The organism is Haloplanus litoreus (assembly GCF_045690335.1).
GTDB classification, from domain to species: domain Archaea; phylum Halobacteriota; class Halobacteria; order Halobacteriales; family Haloferacaceae; genus Haloplanus; species Haloplanus litoreus.
In genome coordinates, this window is sequence record NZ_CP147874.1 from 828,781 (window position 1) to 846,345 (window position 17,565).

Below are 17,565 nucleotides of genomic sequence, written 5' to 3' on the forward strand. Positions count from 1 at the left end.
TCGTCACTTCGCGTGGAGTACTCGGAGGAGAGGTCGTCACTTCGCGTGGAGTACTCTTCACGTGGAGCACTCGGAGAAGACGCCGTCGCCAGGGCTCGAACCTGGGACCACCTCGTTAACAGCGAGGTGCTCTACCATCTGAGCTACGACGGCTCAGACTGTGATAGTCGAAGTCGGCTGAAAGGGCTTTCGTTTTCACCCGCTCCCGTCTGTCGGTCCCACGCGACCGATACTCTTTCGCCGGACCGGCCGGATGACCTCCGTATGAGCGATTTGGAGGCGGTTCTCGCGCGGGTGGCCGACTGCGTGACTCCCGACGCCGACGACCGGGACCGACTGCGGACGGCCGTCGACGACCTGGCGGATCGGGTTCGGGACGCCCTGACCGACCTCCCCGTCGACGCGCGGATCGTTCAGGTCGGATCGACGGCCCGTGGGACGTGGCTCGTCGACGACCGCGACATCGACCTCTTCGTCTGCTTCCCGCCCGATCTGGACCGCGACGAACTCGAACGCTACGGCCTCGCCGTCGGGCGGGCGGCGCTTCCCGACGGTCACGAGGAGTACGCCGAACACCCCTACGTCACCGGCGAGATCCGGGGGTTCGACGTGGACCTCGTCCCCTGCTACGACGTCGACGACGCGGCGGCCATCAAGTCGGCGGTCGACCGCACTCCCTTCCACGACGCCTACCTGCAGGAACGCCTCGACGACGCCCTCGCCCGCGACGTGCGTCTGTTCAAGGCCTTCCTCACCGGTATCGGTGCCTACGGGAGCGACCTCCGGACCCGTGGCTTTTCGGGGTATCTCTCCGAACTCCTCGTCCTCGAGTACGGCGGGTTCGAGTCGCTCGTCCGCGCGGCCGCCGACTGGCAGCCACCCGTCCGGCTCGACCCCGAAGACCACGGGACTGCGACGTTCGACGATCCGCTCGTCGTCGTCGACCCCACCGATCCGGCCCGCAACGTCGCCGCCGTCTGCTCGGCCGAGAACGTGGCCCGCCTCCAGCACTACGCCCGCGACTTGCTCGCCGACCCACGCGAGGAGCCCTTCGTCCCCGCCGATCCGGACCCCCTCGACCCGGCGGCCGTCCGTGCCCACCTCGATCGCCGCGGCACCACGCCCGTCGCCGTCGTCTTCGAGACGCCGGACCTCGTGGACGATCAGCTCTACCCCCAGTTGCGCAAGTCGCTCGACGGGATCGCGGGCGAACTCGACCGCCGCGGGTTCGCCCCGCTTCGTTCCGCGACGTTCGCCGCCGACCGTGCCGTCCTCCTGGTCGAACTCGCGGTCGACGAACTTCCCGCCGTTCAGCGACACAGCGGCCCGCCGGTTCACGTCCGCGAGCACGCCACGGGATTCTACGAGACCTACGCCGACGCCGACGTGTACGGTCCGTTCCTCGACGCCGACCGTTACGTCGTCGAACGCGAACGCGAGTTCACGACGCCCCGGGAACTGCTCGGCGGCGACGCCATCTTCGACGTGGCGCTCGGTGCCCACGTCGAGACGACGCTGGCGGACGGGTACGACCTGTTGCTCGGCGACGACGTTGCCACCCTGGCCGACGAGTTCGGCGTTCCGCTCGCACGGTACTTCGATCCCGAACCCTAGAGGTCGTGTACCGTGCGCACCTCGTCCAGCAGATCACGGGTCGCGTCAGTCGGGTCGCCGTCGTCCGCGACCGGTGCCCGGCCGTCGAACGTCTCGTGGACGGTCGCGATGCTCTCCGAGAGTGTGTCGAGGCCGTAGCCGCCCTCTAGGACGAAGGCGAGGCCGGCGTCGGCGGCGGCGGCCGTCTCCCGCACCGCCCCGGTGAGGCGTGCGTACCCCTCCGTCGAGACGCGCATCCGTGAGATCGGATCGTGTCGGTGGGCGTCGAAGCCCGCGCTGACGATCAGGAGGTCGGGGTCGAAGCGCTCGACGGCGGCCCCGACGGACTCCCACGCCAGCAGGTAGTCGGCGTCACCGGCGCCGGACGCGAGGGGGACGTTGCACGTCGTTCCGTCCCCTGCGCCCGTGCCCGTCTCGTCGACGTCGCCCGTCCCCGGGTACAGCCCCCGTTCGTGGATGGAGGCGTAGAACACGTCGCCGCGGTCGTAGAAGATGTCCTGTGTGCCGTTGCCGTGGTGGACGTCCCAGTCGAAGATGACGACCCGGTCGGCCGTCCCGTCGTCGATGACCGACTGGGCGGCGACGGCGGCGTTGTTGAAGAAACAGAAGCCCATGGCGTCGTCACCGACGGCGTGGTGGCCCGGCGGTCGGCCGAGCGAGAAGGGCGTCTCGCGACCGTCGTCGCCCGCGAGGGCGCGTTCTGCGGCCCACTGTGCCAGTCCCGCACTCGCCAGCGCGGCGTCCCACGTTCCCGCCGAGGCGACGGTGTCGGGATCCCAGTTGCCGCCGCCGTCCGCACAGAACTCCCGTAACTCGTCGACGTAGCCGGCGTCGTGGACGGCGGTGACGGCCGCCACCGAGGCGGGGTCGGCGTCGACGTACTCGACGCCGTGGCGGCGGGCGAGTTGTTGGCGAATCGCCCGCAGGCGGTCGGCAGTCTCCGGATGGCGGTCCCCGGTGTCGTGCCCGAGACAGGTGTCGGTGTAGCCGAACTGCATCTATTCGAAGAGGGCGAAGTACGTCTCGATATCCTCTGCCTGAATCGTCCGTCGGTCGGCGTGATCCGCGAGCGTCGCCGCCGCCGCGGCGACGTTGTCCGCGTAATCCTCCAGGATATCGGCGAGGGCGATCCGCGCGTTCATCGAGACACGGTAGCGCCCGTCGATTTCGAGGCGAGCGATGCGGTCGACCGGCGCCACCGGCAGTTCGAGCGACTCCCTGTCGACTACCTGTTCGACGCCGAAGTCGGCGGCCATCAGGGTCTTCCGCCCGTCGGCCGTCGCTCGTTCGGCCGCGTCGACGGCGAGGTCCGCCCCGTGGGCCTGAATGCGCCGGGCGAGTTCCTCCGCCGCACCCGCACTCACCCGGAGGTTACCCGCGTTCCGACGGATGATCGTGTCTACCGGGGCGAACGGTAACTCGACGCTCATACCGTGATACCCGTTCGTATCGGGTATAATCCTTTCCGTCGGCCGAGCGACCCGCTCCGTCGCTCACGTCGTCGCTGTGTCGCCCGTCTCCGGGTCGACGACCGCCACGGGCCGTGACGGCGACTCAGTACACTTCGTCCGCGTCGATCCGACCGCCGTGGATCGCCCCGCGAACGGTGACTTCCTCGCCGAGACGCAGGTCGGCGTCGGTGTCGACGCTTCGCGTCTCCGTTCCGTCGTCGAGGACGACCGGATCGCCCGCCTGTACGACCGTTCCCGTGAACTGTACCGTCTCACCGTCGGTCGGATCGCTCTCCGCCACGCCCTCCCCGTCTCCGCCGTCGCCGCCGAAGGCGTCGAGTCCGGGACTCCCGCCGGTCCCGCCACTGCTACCGACGGCATCGTCGCCAGCGTCGGCGCCCGGCGCGTCCTCCGGCGGATCGGTCACCGTCACCGTCGACCGCCACCCTGCAGAGGCTTCCAGGTCGTCCTGCCAGCCGTCCTGAATCTCGGCGTCGGTGACGACCAGGTAGTCCGCGAGGTCGATATCGAGGTCGGCTTTCTCCCCCCAGAGTGCGACCCGGATGTCGCCCGTTTCGTCCTTGAGCCGGACGTTCCGCACCTGTCCCTCGGAGCCGTCGTCGCGGTCGAACGTCCGCTTCGGGTCCGTCTCGATGACGCCGCCCGCGAGGTCCACCGTCTCGTCGAGTTCGAGGTCGGCGACGGGCGTCGTCTCGGGGTCGTATTTCACGTCCGCCTCGATTTCTTCGACTGCACCTCGGGACCCGACGTGTAGTTCCAGGTCACCGTCGCGTTCCCGGACGTAGCCGTCGACTACCTCTACGGTCGTCCCGGCGTCGAGTTCCGTCGCGCGGTCGGCGCGTTCGTCCCACAGCGTCACCCGGACGCGCCCCGTCTCGTCGCCGAGAGTCAGGTTCGCGACCCGGCCCTCGGAGCCGTCGTCGCGGTCGAACGTCCGCACCGAGTCCGTCGCCAGCACCCGGCCCTGCAGGTTCACGTCCGAGAGACCGAGCGAGAGGTCCTCGATCCGGTACGTGTCCTGGATCTGGACGTCGACCTCCGCCTCCTCGTCGACTTCGGCCTGGTCGACGCTCACCTCGATGCCGCTGTACCCCTCCTGGGGACGGCCCTTGATCCGGAGCACGTCACCCACTTCGAGTTCGCCGTCGTCGACGGACTCGGCCATCCGATCCCAGAAGGAGATGCGCACCTGCCCCGTGCCGTCCGCCACGTCGACGTTGATGACGTGGCCCTCGTCGGCCGCTTCGTCGTCGCCCTCGCCCTCGCCCTCGCGTTCGAACGTCCGCAGGTCGCCGATACCCACCACCTTCGCGAGGAACTTCACCTCGTCCATCCCGGGGGCGATGTCGGCGATGCCGCTCACCTCCTCGTCTTCCAGTTCGTGAGCGATGAGCATCGCCGCCGTCTCCTCGTCGGCGAGTCCCCCCATCTGCTCGACCTTGTCGTGGACGGCGGCCTCGAACTCCTCGAACTCCACGTCGGTGTCGAGGTCCTCGTACACGTCCTCGATTACACCCATCGTATCGTGCAACAGGCGAACCCTCCGGTTAAGCGTTGTCCTTGGCCGAACGCGGCCACTCCGTCCGTCGATTTCTGCCGCTCTCGTCTCCGGTTCACGGACGGCGGTAAGCCCCCTATCGCCGATCAATCTACGGCCGCCGTCGTAAGTCGTTGCACGGCCGAGCGTACGCCGACTGGCCATCGGGTGTGCACACCGTTCCCACCACTACGAGAGGGTCACGTCGACCACCGTCTCTCGCCCCCCCGCCGCGTCGTGGACCACGCGCACCGATCCCGGGCGGCCGTCCTCGACGGTCACCGTCGCCTCGTAGCCGCGGTAGACCAGTGCCTCCGTACAGGCGACGTTCGGTGGCGCGTCGCGCTCCGTCGTGACGATCACCTCCAGACCGTCGTCGTCGAGGGCCGCCGATCCGAGACTGGCCACTGCACAGCCGTTCGGTCCCGTGATACAGCCGCGCACCTCGACCGTCGCACCCTCCGTCGTCACCGACGCCGTCTCCGGCTCCGAACAGCGCCCCGTGTCCTGGAGCGCCGTGTCGGTCACGCGAGGCGAGTCGCCCCCGTCGCCGCGCGGTCCCCCGACGCAGCCACCGAGTCCGGCCACGAGGAGCGGCAGTGCCCGAAGCAAGAGTCGTCGGTCCATACCGTCTCCTGTACGCCCGCGGACATACTCCTTCGGGAGTCTCAAAGAACCCTTTGACCCTCCCGTCGGTCCCGGCGACGGATCGTAACCGTCTTAAGCCGATCCCGGGTATGGATGAATGAGTCCTGATAGGGTAGTGGACTATCCTCTTGGCTTGCGGAGCCAGGGACCGGAGTTCAAATCTCCGTCAGGACGTTTCTGCCGACGCTACGACGCCGAGCGACAGCGAGGCGTCCGTCCGCAGACACGGGGCACGGAGAGTTGAGCAGCGAACGAGCGAAGCGACGTGAGTGAGTTCAAATCTTCGTCAGGTCGCTCACTCCGTTCGCGACCTGACGTGCCCCCGCTCGCTTCGCTCGCGTGGGACTCCGTCAGGACGTTTCTGCCGACGCTACGACGCCGAGCGGCGCCGTCACTCCCTTCCCACTCGGCTCCCTGCCGGCGTTCCATGACGTGTCGGCAGCCGTCTGCGAGTCGGTCGTGGACGCCCCGACCGAAGGCGATCACGTCGTCGACCATGGTGTACGTTATCGTGTGTCGAGATATGTGTGTTGCGCCCGTGAGCGTCGTTAATCCCCGATTAGACGACTAAACCACCAATTAACTCGGCTAGACGGGCGATTAGCTAATGTGGTCCGTTTGGTAGCGATGATCGTCAGTCGCGGTGGGCGCCACTCACCGGGCGGCAGGAGACGGATCGATGGCCAACCCGAAATTCGAACTCTCTCGGCGGCAGCTTCTCGGCGGTATCGGCACGATTTCCGTCGCCTCGGCTGGTGCTGGGCTGGGAACGAGCGCGTACTTCTCCGATCAGGAGACATTCGAGAACAACCGGATCACGGCCTACGAAATCGATCTGATGGTCGACTGGGAACAGACCTACAACGGCGACCCAGTCTCTGCCTACCCGGACACCGACGGCGACGGTCGACAGGACGCCATCGAGGCACGGGGCGACATCGCCGCCGACGCCGGTCTCCCGGTCGACAGTTCGTCGGTCGAGACGACCTTCCGCGAACAGTTCGCCAACCTCCCTGACGACTGGTCGGCGCCGCTGATCGATCTCCACGACGTGAAGCCGGGCGACGAGGGCGAGGTAACCCTGAGCACGCACCTCTTCGACATGGCCGGCTACGTCTGGCTGGGAAGTCCGCGATGGAGCGCCGCCGAGAACGGCCTCACCGAACCCGAACGCGACGATCTGGACGAGGTAGACTCGGCGTCGACGCCGCCGGCCGACCGCGAGAGCGACCTCCTCGACCGGATCGACGCGACCCTCTGGTACGACGACGGCGACAACCGACAGGAGACCGACGAGACCACTATCGTCGAGGGAACGCTCCGGACCGTCCTCTGTCGGCTGGACGGCGGGCTCGCACTCGACGCCGATCCGTCGACGGCGACGCGCGACTGCTTCGCGGCCGAATCCACCAGCCACGTCGGCTTGCGGTGGTCGCTCCCGGTCGATCAGGCCAACGAGGTCCAGTCCGACAGCGTGCAGTTCACCCTCGGATTCGCCACCGAACAGTGCGCGGCCAACGACGGATCGGCCGCGCCCTTCGCCGACGCCGTCGTCACCCCCGGCGACTCCATCCAGACCGCCGTCGACGCCGCCGCCCCGGGCGACGTAATCAAGATCAGCGCCGGCACGTACGTCGAACAGGTCGTGATCGACCGACCGCTCACCCTCGTCGGCGCGGGTCCGGACGAAACGGTCGTCGAGTCGCCGGAGACGCTCGCCGTCTCCTACGACCGTCCGGATCGGACAGGCGGTGGGACGGCGACGCAGTATCCGGTCGTCTTCGTCGACGGCGTCGAGGCGACCCTCTGTGGCCTGACCGTCGACGGCGCGAACAACGCCGCCGGCAACTACCAGTTCGACGGCATCGGGTTCCGGAACGGGAGCGGCCGGATCGTCGACGTCGAGACGACCCGCACCGCCAACGATCCGTTCTCCGGCGCCCAACACGGCAACGGCATCACCGTCTTCAACACCGACGGCACGTCCCGGCGAGTCGGCGTCCACGACTCGGCCGTCCACGACTACCAGAAGGTGGGCATCGTCGGCGACGGGCAGGGGTTGACCCTGGTCGTCACGGACACGACGGTGACCGGGCGCGGACCGACGGACGTGAACGGCCAGAACGGTATCCAGGTCTCCTTCGGCGCGGTCGGCTCCCTCTCGCGGAACGTCGTCACGGACAACGTCTACACGCCCGAGACGAACGTCGCGACCGGCGTCATCGGCTACAACGCCGCCGACGTCACCCTCTCGGAGAACCGCCTGTCCGCGAACGAACTCGGCTTCGCGACCCTCGGCACCGACGCCGTCGCCCGCCGCAACGACTTCGTGGACAGTACGCGCGCTGGCGTCGCCAACTACGGCGGCGGCACCGTCGACGCCCGCCGGAACTGGTGGGGGGCCGCAAGCGGGCCGTCGGGGTCGTTCACCGATCCCGAGACTGGCGCGACGCCGTCCGGGAGCGGCGACGCCGTCGTCGACGCCCGTTGGGACCCCTTCCTCACGTCGTCGGTGACCCAGTAGCTCCGGCACCGCCGCGAATCCGTTTAGTGTCTCCCGCTCGAATCGACCCCATGGACGCGGCGCTCCGGGCCGGCATCGCCCTCTACAACGACGGCGAGTACCACGCAGCCCACGACCCGTGGGAGGACGTGTGGCTCGGCCTCTCGGACGGCACCGACGACGAGCGGTTTCTCCACGGCCTCGTCCAGCTTACCGCGGCTATCCACCACGCCCGCACCCGTAACTGGAGCGGTGCCGCTGGCCTCGCGGACAGTGCCGGCGACTACTTCGACGGCCTCGATTCGCCGTATCGCGGGGTCGCCGTCGCCCCGCTTCGGCGCGCGCTCGCGACGCTCGCGGCCGACCCCGCCGTCGCCGAACGTCGTCGCCCCCCACCGATCCGTCACGAGGGGCACGTCCTCGAACTCGCGGACTTGCGGTTCGAGGCGGCTGCCGAGGCGGCCGCGGCGCTGGCCGCGGAGTACGACTACGACGCCGAGGTGGTCGACCGGGCCGTCGCGTTCGCCCGCGAGGAAATCGAGGGCGGAGAGCGAACGCTGTTCACGACGACGCTCCTAGAGTTCGTGACCGCTACAGCCCACCGGGACCTGGTGTATCGGCGACTCGCGGAACACGTCGAGCGCCGGGACCGGGAGTACACGGACGTCGACGGGCTGTTCGAGACGGAGTGACGATCACGTCGCATCGGCGCATTCGAATTCGGGACTGGCGCGCCTATCGTCGTCGGCTGGCGAACCGTCGGCCGGGGACCGAGGCGGCCGGGGTCGTTCCGACCGCTCGTCCCCGCTGTCACGGCCGTCGACGGCACCGACGACGGCCCCACATCTCCCGACGGTCCCGAGCGGTGTGGCTCCCGTCGCCGCTCAGAACAACGAGACGGCGTACGCGAGCGACGAGAACAGCATGAGGAACACGAACACGAGGGCGATGACCTGCTGGCGGTCCATACGCACGTATCCGTCCTCGGGAAAGTGTAGTTTTCGCCTCGGAACCAATCCGCGAGGGCGTTACGCCCCGTCTTTCGGTTCCCCGTCGAGCGTGTACTCGGCGGAGTCGTCTTTGGGGTCGTAGCCCAGTACCTCTTTCGCGCGCTCGATGGAGTAGTACTTGCGTTCGTTGTCGGAGATACCGTAGACGATTTCGTAGTCGTACTCGGCACGGATACAGCGGTCGAAGAGGTGGGCACAGTCGCGGTGCGAGAGCCACATCGCCTGGCCGCGCTCGTAGTTCCGGGGCGGGTGCCCCCCGGTGAGGTTGCCGATGCGGACACACACCACGGAGAGGCCCTCGGCGTCGTGATAGTAGCGGCCGAGCGTCTCGCCCGCGGCCTTGCTCACGCCGTAGAGGTTGCCGGGACGGGGGAGTTCGCTCCCGTCGAGCCGGAAGTCGTCGTCCGAACGGTACATCTCGGGCGTTCGTTCGTCGGTTTCGTAGGCGGAGACGGCGTGGTTCGAGGAGGCGAACGCGACCTTCTCGACCCCCGCTTCGACCGCCGCCGCGAACACCGTCTGCGTGCCGTCGATGTTGTTCTCCAGCACGGAGTTCCAGGGCGCCTCCGGTCGGGGATCACCTGCGAGGTGGATCACGGCGCCGACGCCGTCCATCGCGTCGACCATCGCGTCGGCATCGGTCACGTCCGCGACGACGACGTCGTCGTCGGCCACGCCCGGCGGGAGGCGGTCGCTCGACAGCGGTTCCCGGTCGAGCAGCCGCCACTCGTGGGCCTCACCGATCCCGTGGAGGATGGCTTGCCCGACGCGTCCGCCCGCGCCCGTCAGTAACACCGGGTCGTCCATTCGTGTTCCGATGGGACGACCGAGACCAAGTAAGGACCGATTCCGGGCCGGGCGACAGGCCTTACCCCCACCCGCCCGACGGACGACCATGGCCACCGACGCCCAGCAAGCCTGCTTCGAGGCGGGCATCAAGTTCGGGTCGCTCTACCACCAGTTCGCGGGTACCCCTCTCTCGCCCGATAGCGCCGCGAGCCTCGAAACCGCGATGGTCGAGGCCATCGAGAATCAGCCGTTCTGTACGTCCGTCACGGTCGATATCGACGAGGCCGCGCTGGCCGAGGCTGCCGACGATCACGGCTACGTCGAACTCACCGGCCGGTTCATGGAGGTGCGGATGCGCGTCGAGTACGAGGGCGTCGTCGTCCACACCGAGATGGTCATGGAGGACGGCTATCCCTTGATGCGGATCGTCGATCTGAACGACTCGGCCTAAGGGCCGTTCCCGACGCCGAACCCCCGATCTTCACTTTCACTTTCGGGCGTGCGTTTAACTCACACGGCGGCGAACCGGCGGGTATGAGTCAGACGACGCTCGGCGACGACGAACTCTTCGGCGAGGCCGCGGCGGAGATGCGCGACGACGTGGAGGAACACCTCGCGGCGACACGCGCGGAACTCCCCGACGCCGACGAGGTCTGGGAGACCGACGCCGACAACGTTCTCGGCGTCCTCAACGGCCTCCGGTCGGCCCTCGACGTGGGCGAGGCCGAGGAACACCTCCGGCAGGCGAAAAAGTGGTACACGATGGGTGAACGAGCCGACGCGTTCGAGGACGCCGCCGATCTCGCGGCCGCCATCGAGGACCTCGACGTCCTGATCGAGACGATCCGGGATGCCCACGACGACGTGAGCGACCTCACGAACGCGGTGCCGGAACTCCGCGGGTCGCTGGAGGGTCTCGGCGAGGACGAGGCCGAGGACGGGGCCGAGGACGAGGACGAGGCCGAGGAGTAACTACCGCTCGGCCACCGCCGTCAGCAACCGATCCAGCGACGCCGCCGCCAGTTCCAGGAGTTCGTCGCCGAGTTCGGCGTCGCCGGCCTCCGGGTCACCGACGACGCCGTTCTCGGTGAACGCGTCCGAGTCGTGGGCGAGGTTCGTCCCCGTTCCCGGGACCCAGTCCCCCCAGCCGCCGCTCGCGCCCTTCCGGGCCTCGTCCATCCGTTCCTCGCGCACCAGTTCGGGGTGAGTCGCCCGCAGCAGCGCCGTCTCCAGGGGGCCGCCGTGGCCCATCTCCGAACTGTGGTCGCCGACCGCTTCGAACCACGTGAAGGGGACGGCGTAGGCGTCGTCGTGGCGCGAGATGGTCGCCGTCACCTCGCCGAGCGCCGGTACGTTCCCGCCGTGACCGTTGACTACGACCACCCGATCGAAGCCGTGGTGGGCGAGACTGCCGACCACGTCGCGGACGTAGTCGCGGAAGGTGTCGGGCGACACCCAGAGCGTGCCGTCGAAGCGACGGTGTTCCTCCGCGACGCCGACCGGAACCGTCGGGGCGACGATCACCTCCCCGTCGTGGCGGTCCGCGCCCGCCTCGGCCACCGTCTCGGCGTGGTAGGCGTCGGTCCCGAGGGGGGCGTGTGGGCCGTGCTGTTCGGTGCTCCCGACCGGCAACAGGGCGAGGTCGGTGTCGGCGTCGCGTACGTCGGTCCAGGTGACGTCGCTGAGGTGCATACCGGTCCGTCGGCCCCCGGGGGAGTTAAGGCTTGGACGCTCACCGCATCCGTTTATTCGTGTCCTCGATCAGTCGTCGGCGTCGCCGGATCCCGCGGTGCTCGAAGAGGGTAGCTCCCCGCCGTCGACGTCGGTCCGCGCCCCACGCCGCGTGGCGCGTTCGACGAACTCCTCGGGCAGGTCGTCGATTTCGCCGGCTTGCACGCCCCAGAGGCTGGCGTAGAGCCCGTCGGCCGCCAGCAGGTCCTCGTGAGTGCCACGTTCGGCCACCTCGCCGTCGTCGAGGACGACGATGGTGTCGGCGTCTTTCACCGTCGAGAGGCGATGGGCGATGACGAACGTGGTGCGATCCGCGGTCAGCCGATCCAGCGACCGCTGGATCAGCATCTCCGTCTCCGTATCCACGTCGCTGGTCGCCTCGTCGAGGATGAGGATATCGGGGTCTTTCAGCATCGCCCGCGCGATGGCGAGTCGCTGGCGCTGGCCGCCCGAGAGTTTCACACCGCGCTCGCCGACCATCGTGTCGTAGCCGTCGGGAAGGTTCGAGACGAACTCGTGGGCTTCGGCGGCCTCCGCGGCGGCACGCACGTCCTCGTCGCTCGCGTCGAAGGTACCGTAGGTGATGTTCTCGCGGACGGTGCCGTAGAACAGGAAGGTCTCCTGGCTGACGTAGCCGATAGCGTCCCTGAGGCTGGCGAGGGTCACGTCCCGCACGTCCGTCCCGTCGACCCTGATCGCACCACCGTCGACGTCGTACATCCGGAGGAGGAGCTTCAGGGCGGTGGATTTCCCGGCGCCAGTCGGGCCGACGAGCGCCAGCGTGTCGCCACCCTCGGCGGTGAAGGAGACGCCGTCGAGGATCGGCTCGTCCTCGTAGCCGAATGTCACGTCGTCGTACTCGACGCGGCCGTCCGCGACGACCAGCTCCTCGGCGTCGGGGGACTCGTCGATCCCGGCGGTCTCGTCCATCAGGCCGAAGATGCGGGCGGCGGAGGCGTAGGCCCGCTGGTACATGTTGATGATCTGGCCGAACTGCGCCATCGGCCAGATGAATCGCTGGGTGTAGAGGATGAAGGAGACGAACTCGCCCGGGCGGAGCGTGCCGGTGAATATCCACGGCCCCTCACCACGGAACACCCAGAGGCCACCGATGGTGAAGGTGAGTGCGAAGCCGATGCCGGCGAGGACCCGAAGCCCGGGGAAGAACTTGATCCGCGTCTCGATCGCGTCCCAGTTGGCGTCGAAGTAGTCGCCCGACACCTCCTCGACCCGGTCGGCCTCGTAGCCCTCGGTGTTACTCGTCTTGATGACCTGGATGCCGCCGAGGTTGTTCTCCAGCCGGGAGTTGACCTGGCCGACCGTCGAGCGCACCTCGGCGTACTTCGGCTGGATGGTGTCGACGAAGCGGTAGGTGAAGACGGCGATGAGTGGCACGGGGAGGAGCGCGACGACGGCGAGTTGCGGGTTCATCCACAGCAACAGCGCGGCGATGCCGACGACCATGACACCGAGACGGAACGCGGCGTTCAGGCCGTCGTTGAGGAACCGCTCCAGTCGGTTCACGTCGTTCGAGAGCACCGACATCATCTCCCCGGTCTGTTTGTCGGCGAAGAAGGTCATGTTGAGCCGCTGCATCGCGTCGTAGGTGTCCGTCCGGATGGCGTGCTGGACGTACTGAGCGAAGCGATTCCACCCCCAGTTTCGCACCCAGTGCAGGCCCGCCCCACCCAGAAACGAGAACAGGACGATGCCGACGATGAGCCAGAACTGCGCCTCGGGGTCGGTCGGGAGCCACGCCTGCGGGACCAGCGGGAGGGCAAACGGTCCCTCGTCGAGGAAGATGGCGTCGACGGCGACGCCGAGGAGGAGCGGGGGCAACAGGTCGAGCATACGGGCGAGGAGGCTGGCGACGACGCCGATGCCGAACAGGCCCGACCGGTCACGGCCGTACTCGGCGAACAGGCGCCGCATCGGGTTCGCCGTCCGCGCCCGCTGCTCCTCGAAGGGGTCGTCGTCCGCGGGGACGTCCATCGCCTACACTGAGAGGCGAACGGGCAAAAGGTTGACCCGCCGTCGCCGGACGCCCGAACGTTATCATTCGGAATAACGGCGGCGGCAGAGTTTTTACCGCATGTGTCAGCATAATTGGTATGTCGGATGCGGCGGACATCGACGCTGGAATCGAGCAAGACATCGACGAGGACATCGAGCAGGATATCGACAAAAAGGCCGGCTACAGCCACGAGGCGGCGAGCGAGATCCAGACTTCACTCGCCGAACTGCAGGAGAGTTCCGAGGAGATCGCCGATCGGACCCGGGAGATCACCGAGCACACGGCCGACCAGTACGAGCGCATGACCGAGGTGACGAGCGAGATTTCGAACCTGAGCGCCGCCGTCGAGGAGGTGGCGTCGTCGGCCGAACAGGTGGCGGCTGCGAGCGAGCGGGCGACCGATCTGACCGGTGACGGGCACGAGGTGGTCGAGCGCGTCGCCACCGCGATGGAACAGATCCAGGAGTCGACCGAACACGTCGTCGCGGACGTTCGCGCCGTCGAGGAGGCGGTGTCAGAAATCGACGAGGTGGTCGAGATCATCAACGATATCGCGGATCAGACGAACCTGCTGGCGCTGAACGCCAACATCGAGGCGGCGCGGGCGGGCGAGGCGGGCGAGGGCTTCGCCGTCGTCGCGGACGAGGTCAAGAACCTCGCCGAGCAGTCACAACAACACGCGGCCGACATCGAACGCCGGGTCGGCGGCATCCAGAACTCGACCGCGACCGCCGCCGAGAGCCTCGACGAGACGCGCGAAGCCGTCGACGTTGGGGTCGCCGCCGCCGACGACGCCCTCGACATCCTGGGCGACATCGACTCCTCGGTCTCCGAGGTGAGCGATGGGATCGACGAGGTCGCGGAGGCGACGGACGAGCAGGCCGCCGGACACGAGGAGATCGCCAGTATGACCGAGAACGTCACCGACGACGCCGAACGCGTCGTCGAGGAGAGCGAGGAGATCGCGGACGAGGTGGACGAACAGACCGAGCGGATCGAGGACATCGACCGCGCCATGGAGGACCTGGTCGCGGAGCTATAGCGGCCGCTCTTCGACGTCCGGATCGATTCCTGCGGCGTCGAGGTCGATCCGGACCCGGTCCCGGAGCGGGTCGGGAACCGTCTCCCGTCCCACCGGCACCGCCGTCTCCCCGTCGCCTTTCACCTTCCAGTAGAGGACGCAGTCGCTCGGTGCGTAGTACTCGACGGCGTATCGCTCCCCCTCGCCGCGGTAGTGGACACGCGCCGCGAACCCCTCGGCGTGCCACCCCTCACGCTCGGCGAGTGCGCCGACGCCGGTCATCGGCCCTCGATCCGAACCCGGTCGCCGACGTCGACGCCGGTCCGGTTCGTGTAGCCCATCGGCACTTCGAGGACGTACCTCGCGCGCCCCGAGTACTGCTTCAAGTCGCCCGATCCGTCGTGGACCGGGGCGTGGTGGATGGTCGTGATCGTCCCGTCCGCCGCGACGAACACGATGTCGAGCGGGAAGGCCATATCACGCATCACGTAGCTCCGATCTCCCTCCGAGCCGTGGACGAACAGCATCCCCTGTCCCGGTTCGAGCGCCGTCGTGTCGCTCAGCCCGGTGTAACGTTTCGGAAGCGAGTCGGCCACCCACACGTCGACCGTCGCCAACTGTGTCCCGTTCGCGTCGATCAGTTCGACCGTCGTCGTCTCGTAGTTGCTGCCGGGCGTCGACACCGTCGTCGTCGCCGTCGGGGTCGTTCCGTCGGCCGTGGCCGCGTCGGTCGACGGTGCGGTCGTCTCGGTGGCCGTCGGCTCCGGTGAGGAGCCAAGTCCCGCACAGCCGGAGAGGCCGACGAGAACGAGGAGACCGATGGCGAGAAGCGTCGCACGGCGAGGCATAGTGGACGAACCGGCCGCGCGGTGGTAAGCGTTTCGCGGCACCAGACAGAAACCGTTATTCGGGCGGGGGACGGTGTTCCGACGAGGGCTCGTGGTCTAGCTGGTTATGACGCGGCCTTTACAAGGCCGAAGTCGGTGGTTCGAATCCGCCCGAGCCCACTTCTGCCGACGCCGACGACGAGCGAAGCGAGTCGCTCGCGTCGGCGGAGTGGCTGACGTGGATTCGAATCAGTGAACGGAGCGACCGTAGTGAGCGGAGTGACCGCGACTCGACTCCGCCCGAGTCCACGAGAACCGCCGAGCGACAGCGAGCACGGAGGCACTCGAACTGGCCCTTCACTTCAGTCGCGGCGACTTCCGACCGCTCGACGCTCGGATCGAGAGGTCGTACCAGTTCGAGTCGAGTTCTTCGAGCGGCTGATCGAACACGGACGCCCCGACGACGGTGGCGAACTCGGCGAACACGGCGGCGGCGTCGACCGCTTCGGGCGAGTCGTCCGGGATGGGCGACAGTTCGCCGTCGACGATGACGCTCCGCCACTCGTCGACGCTCTCCCACTCGTACGCGACGAGCGTCACCGCCGCTGACTCGTCGAGATACGCCCCCTTCTTGCTGTCGTCGGGAAACAACAACTGGAAGACACACCGGTCGTTCAACACGTCGTAGCCGAACGAAATCGGCAGTCCGTACGGCACCTCGCCGCCGAACGAGAGCACACCGTGTCCTCGCCGTGCGAGAAACGATCCGATCTCCTCGTCGGACATCTCGACGCCGTACGTCGCCATGATGCCTCCTTTCGCTCCTGCGTCAAGTAGTTCACGACTACGTCAGCTTCGGACCGGTCGGGGCGGGTACTCGTCTCACGCCGGACTCGCCGTCGCCTCGATTTCCTCCGTGCCCTCCGGTACGTCGACGGAGAACGTGACGCGCTTTCGCTCGTCGGCCTCGAACGCGACCGTCTGCGTCTCGTCGAGGAGGACGGTTCCCTCCCCGTCGAGGAGTTTGAGAGTCACGTCCACGTCACCGGCGGCGCCGTCGTTCTGGACGACGACGAACACGTCGGTGTCGCCGATCAGGGAGTCGATGCCGCTGTCGACCTCCGTCTCGACGACGCTCGGGTCCGGCGAAGCGAACGCGCTACAGCCCGCGGTCCCGGTCAGCAGTGCGACGCCGAGACCCCCGACGACGGCCCGTCTGGTGTACATAGCTCACGTTGTCGACGGGTGCGTAAGGGCCTTCTGGCATCGCAGTAGCGGTTGTCACCCGCCACCGGCAGTCCGGCGTGATCGCCGGGCGACCGCCGGCACTGACTCGCGACGACCGGTCTCACAGCAGGCGGATCAACGAGTTCTCCACCTCGCCCGCGACGGTGACGAACCGGCCTTCGCGACGGAACTCCTCGACGGGTTGGCCGACGTGCCGCGTCCGAATCTCCTCCTCGACGGCTTCCCGATCGATGGTCGCCTCCGACGGGAGGACGTAGGTGCGCTCGGCCCAGGCGGTCGACTCCTGTACGTCGAGTCGGCGGCCGGTGGCGACCGCCTTGCTCAGCGGGTAGTCCTCGTCGGCCGGTTGAAGCTCCCGCCCGGTGACGTAGTCGGCCGTGCCGAAGTGGTCGACGAGGGCGGCGAGGTCCTCGTCCTCGTCGACGCGGATATCGCCGTCGCGATGCTGGTCGAGTGCGGTCTCCAGGGGTGTCGTCGCCGCGGCGTCGGCGCCGATGCTGACGAGCACGTCGGGGTGGAGGCCGACGACCCGGAGCTGACCATCCGTGGTCCGGACGAATCGCTGGATGTCGTCGACGTAGCCGTCGGCGGCGAAGCCAGCCTCGGTGAGGGTGTCCCGGAGCGTGGTGGGGTCGAACGACCCGCCAGCGACCCGGTAGGACTCGTTTGCGACCCGGGAGTGGTTCACCGTGAGGACGGCGTCGAGAGCCGTCACCGGCACCGTGAACCCGAAGTAGGACTCGGTTCGCTGGCGCCAGTACCGATCCAGCGCCGTCGCGAACGAGTCGGCGGCGTCGGCCCGGACGGCCGACAGCGAGAGATGGGTGAACTCGTAGGTGTACGGCGTGACGGGCGTGGGCGCCACCAGCCACGAGCGATAGGGGGCGAGCGATCGGTCGTCGACGGTCGGCGCGGGAGTCGAGGTGGCCGTCCCCGTGGCGGTCCGCGTCGTCGTGTCGGTGGCCGTCTCGGTGGCCGTCGCCGCCGGCGTCGTCGCCGCCGAGTCGGATTCGGAACACCCGGCGAGGCCGCTCGTGGCGGCCGTGAGCGCCCCGAGGGCGCCGCGGAGGTACTCGCGCCGGTGCATCGCCCGGCGTTGGGACCGGGTGGACTTATACTCGTCCCCGGCGCCGGCGAGCGGCCGCCTCCGC

Annotated in this window: 18 protein-coding genes and 3 tRNA genes; 8 read left to right on the forward strand and 13 right to left on the reverse strand. The window is 68.2% G+C overall.

The annotated features are described in order from the left end of the window. Nucleotides 1-80: 80 nt before the first annotated feature. Nucleotides 81-153, reverse strand: a tRNA-Asn gene (locus tag V8686_RS04520). Nucleotides 154-264: 111 nt separating this feature from the next. On the opposite strand from V8686_RS04520, the gene cca reads away from it, so the two are divergent. Next, nucleotides 265-1,614, forward strand: coding sequence for a CCA tRNA nucleotidyltransferase (cca, locus tag V8686_RS04525; protein ID WP_379702776.1), 1,350 nt, complete (start codon nucleotides 265-267; stop codon nucleotides 1,612-1,614). On the opposite strand, the gene V8686_RS04530 is transcribed toward cca, so the two are convergent. From V8686_RS04530 to V8686_RS04545, 4 genes are all read right to left on the reverse strand, one after another. After that, nucleotides 1,611-2,612 carry a histone deacetylase family protein gene (locus tag V8686_RS04530; RefSeq protein ID WP_379702777.1) on the reverse strand — a complete coding sequence of 334 codons (1,002 nt, stop codon included), beginning with the start codon at nucleotides 2,610-2,612 and terminating at the stop codon, nucleotides 1,611-1,613. The genes cca and V8686_RS04530 overlap by 4 nt on opposite strands. After that, entirely contained in the window at nucleotides 2,613-3,044 is a 432-nt protein-coding gene (locus tag V8686_RS04535) for a histone (protein WP_379702778.1), read from the reverse strand. Between the two features lie 124 nt (nucleotides 3,045-3,168). Then, a complete protein-coding gene (locus V8686_RS04540; RefSeq protein ID WP_379702779.1) occupies nucleotides 3,169-4,605 on the reverse strand; it encodes a single-stranded DNA binding protein in 1,437 nt (478 codons plus the stop codon). 207 nt (nucleotides 4,606-4,812) lie between these two features. After that, on the reverse strand, nucleotides 4,813-5,250 hold the full coding sequence (locus V8686_RS04545; RefSeq protein ID WP_379702780.1) for a hypothetical protein: 438 nt from the start codon (nucleotides 5,248-5,250) through the stop codon (nucleotides 4,813-4,815). 122 nt (nucleotides 5,251-5,372) lie between these two features. On the opposite strand from V8686_RS04545, the gene V8686_RS04550 reads away from it, so the two are divergent. The 3 genes from V8686_RS04550 to V8686_RS04560 all read left to right on the forward strand — a co-directional run bounded on the left by V8686_RS04550 (nucleotide 5,373) and on the right by V8686_RS04560 (nucleotide 8,466). Beyond that, nucleotides 5,373-5,445: transfer RNA gene (locus V8686_RS04550), tRNA-Arg, on the forward strand. Nucleotides 5,446-5,950: 505 nt separating this feature from the next. After that, nucleotides 5,951-7,795, forward strand: a complete 1,845-nt coding sequence (locus V8686_RS04555) for a SipW-dependent-type signal peptide-containing protein (RefSeq protein ID WP_379702781.1) — start codon at nucleotides 5,951-5,953, stop codon at nucleotides 7,793-7,795. A 50-nt stretch (nucleotides 7,796-7,845) separates the two neighbouring features. Further along, nucleotides 7,846-8,466: a DUF309 domain-containing protein gene (locus tag V8686_RS04560; protein WP_379702782.1), complete on the forward strand. Its 621-nt coding sequence runs from the start codon at nucleotides 7,846-7,848 to the stop codon at nucleotides 8,464-8,466. A gap of 336 nt (nucleotides 8,467-8,802) precedes the next feature. On the opposite strand, the gene azf is transcribed toward V8686_RS04560, so the two are convergent. Then, nucleotides 8,803-9,591, reverse strand: a complete 789-nt coding sequence (azf, locus tag V8686_RS04565; RefSeq protein WP_379702783.1) for an NAD-dependent glucose-6-phosphate dehydrogenase Azf — start codon at nucleotides 9,589-9,591, stop codon at nucleotides 8,803-8,805. 88 nt (nucleotides 9,592-9,679) lie between these two features. Here azf and V8686_RS04570 point away from each other — a divergent pair, with 88 nt between their 5' ends. Together V8686_RS04570 and V8686_RS04575 are read left to right on the forward strand one after the other, a co-directional pair. Then, on the forward strand, nucleotides 9,680-10,024 hold the full coding sequence (locus tag V8686_RS04570) for a dihydroneopterin aldolase family protein (protein WP_379702784.1): 345 nt from the start codon (nucleotides 9,680-9,682) through the stop codon (nucleotides 10,022-10,024). Between the two features lie 83 nt (nucleotides 10,025-10,107). Next, nucleotides 10,108-10,545, forward strand: coding sequence for a DUF5790 family protein (locus tag V8686_RS04575; RefSeq protein ID WP_379702785.1), 438 nt, complete (start codon nucleotides 10,108-10,110; stop codon nucleotides 10,543-10,545). Here V8686_RS04575 and V8686_RS04580 read toward each other — a convergent pair whose 3' ends face one another. Both V8686_RS04580 and V8686_RS04585 read right to left on the reverse strand, forming a co-directional pair. Beyond that, nucleotides 10,546-11,265 (reverse strand): creatininase family protein, encoded by a 720-nt coding sequence (locus V8686_RS04580; protein ID WP_379702786.1) that lies wholly within the window; start codon nucleotides 11,263-11,265, stop codon nucleotides 10,546-10,548. A 69-nt stretch (nucleotides 11,266-11,334) separates the two neighbouring features. After that, a complete protein-coding gene (locus tag V8686_RS04585; protein WP_379702787.1) occupies nucleotides 11,335-13,296 on the reverse strand; it encodes an ABC transporter ATP-binding protein in 1,962 nt (653 codons plus the stop codon). A 119-nt stretch (nucleotides 13,297-13,415) separates the two neighbouring features. Between V8686_RS04585 and V8686_RS04590 the strand changes: the two genes are divergently transcribed. Next, on the forward strand, nucleotides 13,416-14,360 hold the full coding sequence (locus V8686_RS04590) for a methyl-accepting chemotaxis protein (RefSeq protein WP_379702788.1): 945 nt from the start codon (nucleotides 13,416-13,418) through the stop codon (nucleotides 14,358-14,360). Here V8686_RS04590 and V8686_RS04595 read toward each other — a convergent pair. Beyond that, nucleotides 14,355-14,621: a DUF7538 family protein gene (locus tag V8686_RS04595; RefSeq protein WP_379702789.1), complete on the reverse strand. Its 267-nt coding sequence runs from the start codon at nucleotides 14,619-14,621 to the stop codon at nucleotides 14,355-14,357. The two genes, V8686_RS04590 and V8686_RS04595, sit on opposite strands and share 6 nt — an antisense overlap. Beyond that, the gene (locus tag V8686_RS04600) at nucleotides 14,618-15,187 is read right to left on the reverse strand and encodes a DUF192 domain-containing protein (RefSeq protein ID WP_379702790.1); all 570 of its coding nucleotides are present in this window, start codon (nucleotides 15,185-15,187) and stop codon (nucleotides 14,618-14,620) included. The genes V8686_RS04595 and V8686_RS04600 overlap by 4 nt, the downstream gene beginning before the upstream one ends. Nucleotides 15,188-15,272: 85 nt before the next feature. Between V8686_RS04600 and V8686_RS04605 the strand changes: the two genes are divergently transcribed. Beyond that, nucleotides 15,273-15,346: transfer RNA gene (locus V8686_RS04605), tRNA-Val, on the forward strand. 177 nt (nucleotides 15,347-15,523) lie between these two features. Here V8686_RS04605 and V8686_RS04610 read toward each other — a convergent pair. The 3 genes from V8686_RS04610 to V8686_RS04620 all read right to left on the reverse strand — a co-directional run bounded on the left by V8686_RS04610 (nucleotide 15,524) and on the right by V8686_RS04620 (nucleotide 17,501). Continuing rightward, complete coding sequence (locus V8686_RS04610) at nucleotides 15,524-15,973, reverse strand: pyridoxamine 5'-phosphate oxidase family protein (protein WP_379702791.1); 450 nt, start codon at nucleotides 15,971-15,973, stop codon at nucleotides 15,524-15,526. A gap of 75 nt (nucleotides 15,974-16,048) precedes the next feature. Beyond that, a complete protein-coding gene (locus tag V8686_RS04615) occupies nucleotides 16,049-16,393 on the reverse strand; it encodes a hypothetical protein (RefSeq protein WP_379702792.1) in 345 nt (114 codons plus the stop codon). Between the two features lie 121 nt (nucleotides 16,394-16,514). After that, nucleotides 16,515-17,501, reverse strand: a complete 987-nt coding sequence (locus tag V8686_RS04620) for a hypothetical protein (protein WP_379702793.1) — start codon at nucleotides 17,499-17,501, stop codon at nucleotides 16,515-16,517. Between the last annotated feature and the right edge of the window lie 64 nt (nucleotides 17,502-17,565).

What these genes read in the sequence shown, in the direction of transcription:
- cca (WP_379702776.1), top strand. Translation starts at nt 265, where the DNA reads ATGAGCGATTTGGAGGCGGTTCTCGCGCGGGTGGCCGACTGCGTGACT.
- V8686_RS04530 (WP_379702777.1), bottom strand. Translation starts at nt 2,612, where the DNA reads ATGCAGTTCGGCTACACCGACACCTGTCTCGGGCACGACACCGGGGAC.
- V8686_RS04535 (WP_379702778.1), bottom strand. Translation starts at nt 3,044, where the DNA reads ATGAGCGTCGAGTTACCGTTCGCCCCGGTAGACACGATCATCCGTCGG.
- V8686_RS04540 (WP_379702779.1), bottom strand. Translation starts at nt 4,605, where the DNA reads ATGGGTGTAATCGAGGACGTGTACGAGGACCTCGACACCGACGTGGAG.
- V8686_RS04545 (WP_379702780.1), bottom strand. Translation starts at nt 5,250, where the DNA reads ATGGACCGACGACTCTTGCTTCGGGCACTGCCGCTCCTCGTGGCCGGA.
- V8686_RS04555 (WP_379702781.1), top strand. Translation starts at nt 5,951, where the DNA reads ATGGCCAACCCGAAATTCGAACTCTCTCGGCGGCAGCTTCTCGGCGGT.
- V8686_RS04560 (WP_379702782.1), top strand. Translation starts at nt 7,846, where the DNA reads ATGGACGCGGCGCTCCGGGCCGGCATCGCCCTCTACAACGACGGCGAG.
- azf (WP_379702783.1), bottom strand. Translation starts at nt 9,591, where the DNA reads ATGGACGACCCGGTGTTACTGACGGGCGCGGGCGGACGCGTCGGGCAA.
- V8686_RS04570 (WP_379702784.1), top strand. Translation starts at nt 9,680, where the DNA reads ATGGCCACCGACGCCCAGCAAGCCTGCTTCGAGGCGGGCATCAAGTTC.
- V8686_RS04575 (WP_379702785.1), top strand. Translation starts at nt 10,108, where the DNA reads ATGAGTCAGACGACGCTCGGCGACGACGAACTCTTCGGCGAGGCCGCG.
- V8686_RS04580 (WP_379702786.1), bottom strand. Translation starts at nt 11,265, where the DNA reads ATGCACCTCAGCGACGTCACCTGGACCGACGTACGCGACGCCGACACC.
- V8686_RS04585 (WP_379702787.1), bottom strand. Translation starts at nt 13,296, where the DNA reads ATGGACGTCCCCGCGGACGACGACCCCTTCGAGGAGCAGCGGGCGCGG.
- V8686_RS04590 (WP_379702788.1), top strand. Translation starts at nt 13,416, where the DNA reads ATGTCGGATGCGGCGGACATCGACGCTGGAATCGAGCAAGACATCGAC.
- V8686_RS04595 (WP_379702789.1), bottom strand. Translation starts at nt 14,621, where the DNA reads ATGACCGGCGTCGGCGCACTCGCCGAGCGTGAGGGGTGGCACGCCGAG.
- V8686_RS04600 (WP_379702790.1), bottom strand. Translation starts at nt 15,187, where the DNA reads ATGCCTCGCCGTGCGACGCTTCTCGCCATCGGTCTCCTCGTTCTCGTC.
- V8686_RS04610 (WP_379702791.1), bottom strand. Translation starts at nt 15,973, where the DNA reads ATGGCGACGTACGGCGTCGAGATGTCCGACGAGGAGATCGGATCGTTT.
- V8686_RS04615 (WP_379702792.1), bottom strand. Translation starts at nt 16,393, where the DNA reads ATGTACACCAGACGGGCCGTCGTCGGGGGTCTCGGCGTCGCACTGCTG.
- V8686_RS04620 (WP_379702793.1), bottom strand. Translation starts at nt 17,501, where the DNA reads ATGCACCGGCGCGAGTACCTCCGCGGCGCCCTCGGGGCGCTCACGGCC.